9 protein-coding genes are annotated in these 6505 nt (G+C 37.7%); 8 read left to right on the top strand and 1 reads right to left on the bottom strand.

Translation table 11 applies throughout. From position 1 onward, the window contains the following. Positions 1 to 217 precede the first annotated feature (217 nt). Complete coding sequence (locus FTU44_RS14845) at positions 218 to 625, bottom strand: conjugal transfer protein TraD (protein ID WP_180001808.1); 408 nt, start codon at positions 623 to 625, stop codon at positions 218 to 220. Between the two features lie 281 nt (positions 626 to 906). On the opposite strand from FTU44_RS14845, the gene FTU44_RS14840 reads away from it, so the two are divergent. The 8 genes from FTU44_RS14840 (at position 907) to FTU44_RS14805 (ending at position 5758) form a co-directional block, all read left to right on the top strand. Then, complete coding sequence (locus FTU44_RS14840) at positions 907 to 1062, top strand: hypothetical protein (RefSeq protein ID WP_169031083.1); 156 nt, start codon at positions 907 to 909, stop codon at positions 1060 to 1062. Then, the gene (locus tag FTU44_RS14835; protein ID WP_180051278.1) at positions 1062 to 1991 is read left to right on the top strand and encodes a MobA/MobL family protein; all 930 of its coding nucleotides are present in this window, start codon (positions 1062 to 1064) and stop codon (positions 1989 to 1991) included. The genes FTU44_RS14840 and FTU44_RS14835 overlap by 1 nt, the downstream gene beginning before the upstream one ends. After that, the gene (locus FTU44_RS14830; RefSeq protein ID WP_005253924.1) at positions 1988 to 2488 is read left to right on the top strand and encodes a hypothetical protein; all 501 of its coding nucleotides are present in this window, start codon (positions 1988 to 1990) and stop codon (positions 2486 to 2488) included. The genes FTU44_RS14835 and FTU44_RS14830 overlap by 4 nt, the downstream gene beginning before the upstream one ends. 81 nt (positions 2489 to 2569) lie before the next feature. After that, entirely contained in the window at positions 2570 to 3385 is an 816-nt protein-coding gene (locus FTU44_RS14825) for a hypothetical protein (protein ID WP_180051275.1), read from the top strand. Between the two features lie 819 nt (positions 3386 to 4204). Then, positions 4205 to 4483 carry a type II toxin-antitoxin system RelE/ParE family toxin gene (locus tag FTU44_RS14820; RefSeq protein ID WP_087704769.1) on the top strand — a complete coding sequence of 93 codons (279 nt, stop codon included), beginning with the start codon at positions 4205 to 4207 and terminating at the stop codon, positions 4481 to 4483. Positions 4484 to 4496: 13 nt separating this feature from the next. After that, positions 4497 to 4790, top strand: a complete 294-nt coding sequence (locus FTU44_RS14815; RefSeq protein WP_100358233.1) for a HigA family addiction module antitoxin — start codon at positions 4497 to 4499, stop codon at positions 4788 to 4790. A gap of 342 nt (positions 4791 to 5132) precedes the next feature. Then, positions 5133 to 5372 (top strand): DUF2171 domain-containing protein, encoded by a 240-nt coding sequence (locus FTU44_RS14810; RefSeq protein ID WP_180051272.1) that lies wholly within the window; start codon positions 5133 to 5135, stop codon positions 5370 to 5372. Positions 5373 to 5410: 38 nt separating this feature from the next. Then, positions 5411 to 5758, top strand: a complete 348-nt coding sequence (locus tag FTU44_RS14805; protein ID WP_180051270.1) for a four-helix bundle copper-binding protein — start codon at positions 5411 to 5413, stop codon at positions 5756 to 5758. Positions 5759 to 6505: the final 747 nt, after the last annotated feature.

Here is a 6505-nt window from a genome sequence, read left to right as displayed (position 1 = left end):
AATTTATCGCTCGATTAGAAGAAGATCTAATCTTCTTTTTGTCTCTATTTAAGAGTATTTTTCTTCTTATATTAAAGAGATACATTACATTCAAAAATGAACCAAGTATGACACTTAAAAAAAAAAAGATAGCGGATGTTAATATTCTCTTATGATCCAGCCCTACAAGGCTCATACGCTTATATTTTGCAGCTTATGAGCCGTTATTACTTCAATTTTAATTTTTACGCTGATTCAATGTATCTTGGCCTAAGTCTTTCCAAATTTCCCATTTCGCATCATTTGGATCAATTTCAGCAGTTTTAAGTAGTACTCCAAGCAATTCTGCAGGATCTCGCTTATCCAAGTTAGCAATTTCAAAAAGTGCACCTAATTGAATAAGATGCCTTGTACGTTTTTTACGTTCAGCTTCCTTTTCTGCATTCAGTAATTTTCTAACTGCTATTTTTTGTTTATTTGCTCGATCTATGGCTTTTTCAGCTTTGATTAAGGCGCTTAGTTTTTTCTCTTGGTCGGGTGTACGGTATTGGATTTTTGCTAATTCCAATAAAAGTTTTTGAGCATCACTTGGATTCTTTAAAGCAGAAATATATGTGATTTTTTCAGACAGCCAATCATTATTCATATTTGATTCCATTAATTCAGATACCGCAAAAGCACAGGCTTAATTCTCAAAGAACGATAACAAAATAATTACGTCCAATGTCCGCAATTTTGTTAAAGTTCGTTCTAGAGAAGTTCGCCTGTACTTCCATCAAAAATTTGATGGCGCGCTTAGACGTTTCTCAATTTCATTGAGAAACCTAAGCACGTTAGGGACTTCATCCCTAAAACCCTGAAACTTCTTTTTTTCATTCAATTGAAAATTGAATGAAAAAAAGAAGTACCAACGCTAGGAGCAACAACATGCAACTAAAACAGGTATGGGGAAAGATCAAAGATATTATTTTTGGCGTGATCGCAGCACCGCTACTCATCCTCATTATGGTGCTTGCTTCGATATTCGATCAAAGAGCGTTTAAGAAGGAACGCAACCAAAAAAAGGAACAGGATAAAACCTAATGGCGATTGCTCGTTTAAGTGTCAAAGTTGGTAAGGCAGGCAAGGCAGCACCGCATGCCGAATATATTGATCGGGATGAAGAAAAGAAGCTGAAACAGGAACAGGCAGAAACTGACCTTGAACATCGTGACTATGGAAACATGCCGAAATGGGCAGAACATAATCCGATTAACTTTTGGCAGGCAGCCGACCTTTACGAGCGCAAAAATGGCAGTACCTATCGAGAATATGAAATTGCCCTGCCTAGAGAGATGAATGCCGAGCAACGCCTAGAACTGGTTGAGGACTTCATTCAGTCTGAAATTGGCTCAAAATATCCGTATCAGTTTGCGATCCATAACCCTAAAGCAATGGACGGCAAGGATCAGCCTCACGTTCACCTCATGTTTAATGAACGTCTACAAGATGGAATCGAGCGAGATCCAGAGCAATATTTTAAACGTTATAACAGCAAGAATCCTGAACGTGGCGGAGCTAAAAAAGACAATACAGGCAAGACTTACCAGGAACGAAAAACCGATATTAAAGACCTACGCCAAAGATGGGCAGATTTATGCAACAGCCATTTAGAAAAACACCAAATTGACAGCCGTATTGATATGCGAAGCTACAAAGAGCAAGGCGTAGAGAAAGAACCCGAAAAGAAACTATTACCAAGCCAAGCTAAAGACCCTGAAATTAGGGAAGCCTTGCAACAGTCACGTATAGCCTATAAAGAGCTTGAGCAACTAGATTTAGGCGACCCTAAAAAAGACCTGAAAGACCTCAAAAACAGCCCAATTTCAGACAAAGAAATTAAACAGGGTATTGAGAGCTTTAAGGCTGATTTTGACAGCTTTAAACAGCTTGCTTTGGAACAGTACAAACAACAGCAGAAATTAGAAAGAGAGCAACAGAAAACCATGAGTTATAAGGGGATGAGCCGATGACACCTGATGAAAAAAAGCTATATGCACTGATGGCAGTTGCAGAACAACAGCAGAACCTAGTCAATCAGGCCGTTAAAGAGCTTCAAATCACGAAAGAACACATTCAAAGCACTATTGCTGGGCAAACCCACCACACTATATCAAAAGCGGTAAATGAGGGCTTACAGGACGGTACAGCAGAACTTATTAAGACCGCTAAAGCGCTTGGACGCTTGAAAAACTCGATTGAATCAGCCAGTGATCAATTTTCATGGAAGTTAATCACCACTTTCTTAGGTGTTTTTTCAGTTTTCATACTGACTATGACATGGTTATTTGCATCTTATATTAAGCCTTTAGAGAATATTCCAAAGATCGAGAGTTTAAAGCAGCAAGGTATTCAGTTTGATATTCAAAGTTGTGCCGTTGGAGAAGAGTCCAAGCCTTGCGTCCGAGTGATGAAAGAGCAGTGTGGCTATGGGAAGCATGGGGATTTATGCGTTATTGACCCCAAATAGCTGAATCTGAAAATGAAGGCTCTAAGCACTCATTTATAATTTTTATTATGTTTAAAATTAGTGGAAGTTAAGGAAATTATTATGTTAAAGCAATCAAGTTTAGAAAGAACAGAGTTTAAGGAAGAAGAACTTGCGCCCATTAAAAAGCTTGATTTGAATGATTTGAAAGTTCCTATGCCTAAAAACCTTGATCAGTTACTGATTTGGACATCCGAACTTGCTCAATATAATTATGCTCAATTCCTTGACCAATCCGAACAGCTAAAACTTGTTGATGAAGACAACCTGGAAGAACAGGCGGAAATCAGTCAGAAGCTTAGGTTCTATAGAGGTAATGCGCTTATAGAAAACCAAATCAAAGATTTCTATTTGAAAAAGTTACTTGATCAAGGGGAGGCAACAGTTAAAGGTTATATTAAAAGTCCGACTAAGAAAAATACCCGATATGCTGTAATTTCTTATCATGACTATGATTTTGTAAGCTTTGCTACTCCAGAGATTCTTAATAAATTTCCAGCCGATCTCATCAATTTCGTGCAAAAGGAAACACCTAAGACATTAGCGGACATATACCCTGAAGAAGCCGTGTTCTTATCAGCTATCAAAAAATTTATAAAACCTTTTAAAGAACAGTATAAAAAATTGGCTGATAAGAACAGGGAAATTAAGGAGCACAATACAGTTGCTCATAAAATTTATATAAAAATTAAAAATAAGGAAGCAACTCTGCAAAAGCCAACAGAGTCAAAGCCTAAAGAATCTAGTCCAAAGACTACTGAAAATAGTGCTGTCCCAGTAGAGATGAAGCAGGGAGCCATTCAGAAAAATATGGCTCCACAAGAAAAGCCAATTACTGTAATTAAGAAGCGAAAATTTGCTTTAAACAAGGATAAGTAACTTGTAATTTAAAATTATAAACAAAAACCCCTCTAAGTCTTGCAAGTTAGAGGGGTTTTCCAGTAAATTCAGCGGTACGCAGTTATTTGATGCTACAACATCAAGTAACGAAGATCATAAGGTTTGACGACCGTTATGATTTCACCAAAAGGCTTGTACCTGAACTCTATTTTCACAATAAACAGTGTTTATATCAAGCCTCAAAATGATAAGTCTTCGTTAATTCGTGTTTTAAATCGTCAAATAAGTATCCTAGATCGAGCTTTGCCCGCTTCTGCGTGTCCGTTTTACGGTCGGCATGCAGTACGTGTGGTAGGAATAAGTGTCACTGGCGTATTGTAGCTATAGTCGAAAGGCTAAACCGCTTACAGGGGAACTTCACATAGGCGGAGCGTTGGGAGTAGTTACATAGGACTTGTTAAGTTGTACGTTGGGGAAACCCTCGCAGAGATACAGGCAATGTAACGACAGGGAGCGCGTGGAGCGAAGTGCAAGACTTTGAGTCCTTGTCTGCATAGTCAGCAAAGCTATGTGCGGATACGACCGATATACGTGGCTCCGAAGCCAAATATATATAGGTAAATCGGCAATACTTAAGGGATAGGTCATTTTTTTAAATGACAGCCCTTAGGGTGAGTATTGCCGAAACTCTCTCAACCGTTCACCAAAGCCAAAGCACGAAGTGCGACGCTTTGGGGGCGAGTTGAGAGAGTAAGCGCATTTGTTTTTAAGGCTTTTGATTTTATTTGAGTCTATATTTCTGTATAGTTTTACTGAACGGATTGCTGTATATTAAAACTATACAAAGGATGATTTTTTGTGATTGTAGATTTTAATCATAAGGGACTGGAACGATTTTTTAAAACCAGTTCTACAGCAGGTATTCAGTCTGTTCATTCAACCAAGTTAAAAAGACAATTAACTGCTTTGAATGAAGCGCAAAGCATTGATGAAATGAATTTTCCTGGATGGAAGCTTCATCCTTTGAAAGGTAAATTAAAAGATCATTGGTCAATCACTGTGAGTGCCAATTGGCGTCTGACTTTTATTTTTAAAGATGGTAATGCGTATATCGTGGACTATCAGGACTACCATTGAGGTGAATATGATGATGAATAATCCAGCTCATGCAGGTGAGTTAGTGTCAGAATGGTTAGATGGCTTAAAAGAAGAAGGACAAGCGATCACCATTACAGAACTTGCTGAACGTATTCAAGTGACACGTCCTTTACTTTCTCGAATTATTAACGGTAAAGCGCCAGTGACCGCAGATGTAGCTTTACGCTTGCATGATGCTTTGGGAATCAGTGCAGACCTGTTAATGCGTGTCCAATCTAAGTATTCACTTTGGATGGAATCACAAAAACAGCGCCCAAAGATTCAACCATTTTTTGTTAGTTGTTAAGGTTAAAAATTATATCGCTGAAAAAGCCTTTACAGATAGGTTTGTGCAACAAAGCCCCTGAAAAGTATGATTTCGAGCGATAAATAAATAACTGTTTTAAATCAGAATAAATCAGGCAGTTTATCCACTTAAACTGCCTGATATAAATAAGACAAGGCTGTCATAAATAAAATACCCTTGTATATAAATAAAACCCACACCTTTCTTTATTCTATTTAAACGCATGTAACCGTTTAATATGACGTAAATATCTGCCGCTGATTTGTATCGCTTTTATTGCTTTTCATCTTTTGCGCGATAGCTTGCATTAGAGTGAAAAAATCCTGTTCTTGAGGCAGCAGTATGGCCAAGTTTCGTCATCATGAACTGCAACAACATGCGGAGGTCTTTACCGCTAACGGCGTTCATCTGGGCCAAATTGAACAGTTTCTGGATTTAGATCGAATCCAACTAAGTCAGGATGCCGAAGGCAAAGCACATCTGATCCCGCTATCTTGGGTGGGTGATATTTGTGAGCAGCGTATAATCCTGATTAAAAACCTGCTAGAAGTACAAGAAACCTGGATTGAAATACCGCAATAAATTTTGATATCAACCGGACTTTATTCGAGGATCTGCTTATGAATCAGCTACCGCATCTTTCATCCGTTCAACAATCTTCGCTTTCAATACAGGCCTGTCTGGAATGCATTGTTGCTTGTCAACGCTGCGCAGATGCCTGTTTACACGAAGAACATGTGCAGATGATGCGCACCTGTATCCAGCGCTGTCTGGACTGTGTTGAAACCTGCAAACTCTGTGTCACCTTTGAAATTCGCAACTCGGAGCTGCATCATTTAGCCATGAACCTGTGTGCCAAAGCCTGCGAACTGTGTGCCGAAGAATGTGGCCAGCATGAAGATGAGCATTGTCAAAACTGTGCCCGCGCTTGTCGTGCCTGCGCTGAAGCCTGTCAGATTGAAGGTTAATGGTTTACCCATTTCAACTGGCAAATAAAAACCACCCGAAGGTGGTTTTTATTTTTAAAAGAGCACGACTCTGGTTTGCCCTAATAAGTAAATCAGAAAGGTGATAATGCATGAAGCACTCACCAGAACCGTAATATCTAAAGACCGTCTAGTTAGATTATTTTTAATTTTCTCTAAAATTAACATAATGCAGATTATACGAAATGCAATTTTTTATTTCTTATAATTCATAGTCTTATCGTGTATTAAAAAGCCCGATCATCACCGATTGGGCTTTTTTAATGATTTGTCACGTTCCACGATTAATAAGTGAACAATGTTCCACAGTTTTAAGTAGCTTAACTGCATAATCAATTATTTTGTTTTTAAGTTTTTTTACGTGGATTTAACACCTCTTGAGCTAATTTTTTCCTAATTTTACATTTCATATAATTAGGATCAAGTGAAAGATTTTTAAGAAGATTTTTAATAAAATCAGTCCAGCTTATGTCAATATGTTATTACTAAATCATTGTTTTTTAAAAGAATTTTGTTTTAAATCTATAAGTCATGCAGAATAGAACTTACTAAGCTATTCAAAGGTGTAGGTGTGATGGAAGATATGGTTAATATGATGTGCCAATTTATCGCTCGATTAGAAGAAGATCTAATCTTCTTTTTGTCTCTATTTAAGAGTATTTTTCTTCTTATATTAAAGAGATACATTACATTCAAAAATGAACCAAGTATGACACTTAAAAAAAAAAA

Source organism: Acinetobacter sp. YH12105 (assembly GCF_013419095.1).
GTDB classification, from domain to species: Bacteria; Pseudomonadota; Gammaproteobacteria; order Pseudomonadales; family Moraxellaceae; genus Acinetobacter; species Acinetobacter pseudolwoffii.
The sequence above is the reverse complement of the archived record's forward strand: the minus strand, read 5'-3'. Positions and strand labels throughout refer to the sequence as shown.

Bases quoted from the DNA above. Each gene is read 5' to 3' on its own strand.
- FTU44_RS14805 (WP_180051270.1), top strand. From the start codon at position 5,411: ATGAATCAGCTACCGCATCTTTCATCCGTTCAACAATCTTCGCTTTCA.
- FTU44_RS14835 (WP_180051278.1), top strand. From the start codon at position 1,062: ATGGCGATTGCTCGTTTAAGTGTCAAAGTTGGTAAGGCAGGCAAGGCA.
- FTU44_RS14825 (WP_180051275.1), top strand. From the start codon at position 2,570: ATGTTAAAGCAATCAAGTTTAGAAAGAACAGAGTTTAAGGAAGAAGAA.
- FTU44_RS14815 (WP_100358233.1), top strand. From the start codon at position 4,497: ATGAATAATCCAGCTCATGCAGGTGAGTTAGTGTCAGAATGGTTAGAT.
- FTU44_RS14830 (WP_005253924.1), top strand. From the start codon at position 1,988: ATGACACCTGATGAAAAAAAGCTATATGCACTGATGGCAGTTGCAGAA.
- FTU44_RS14810 (WP_180051272.1), top strand. From the start codon at position 5,133: ATGGCCAAGTTTCGTCATCATGAACTGCAACAACATGCGGAGGTCTTT.
- FTU44_RS14845 (WP_180001808.1), bottom strand. From the start codon at position 625: ATGAATAATGATTGGCTGTCTGAAAAAATCACATATATTTCTGCTTTA.
- FTU44_RS14840 (WP_169031083.1), top strand. From the start codon at position 907: ATGCAACTAAAACAGGTATGGGGAAAGATCAAAGATATTATTTTTGGC.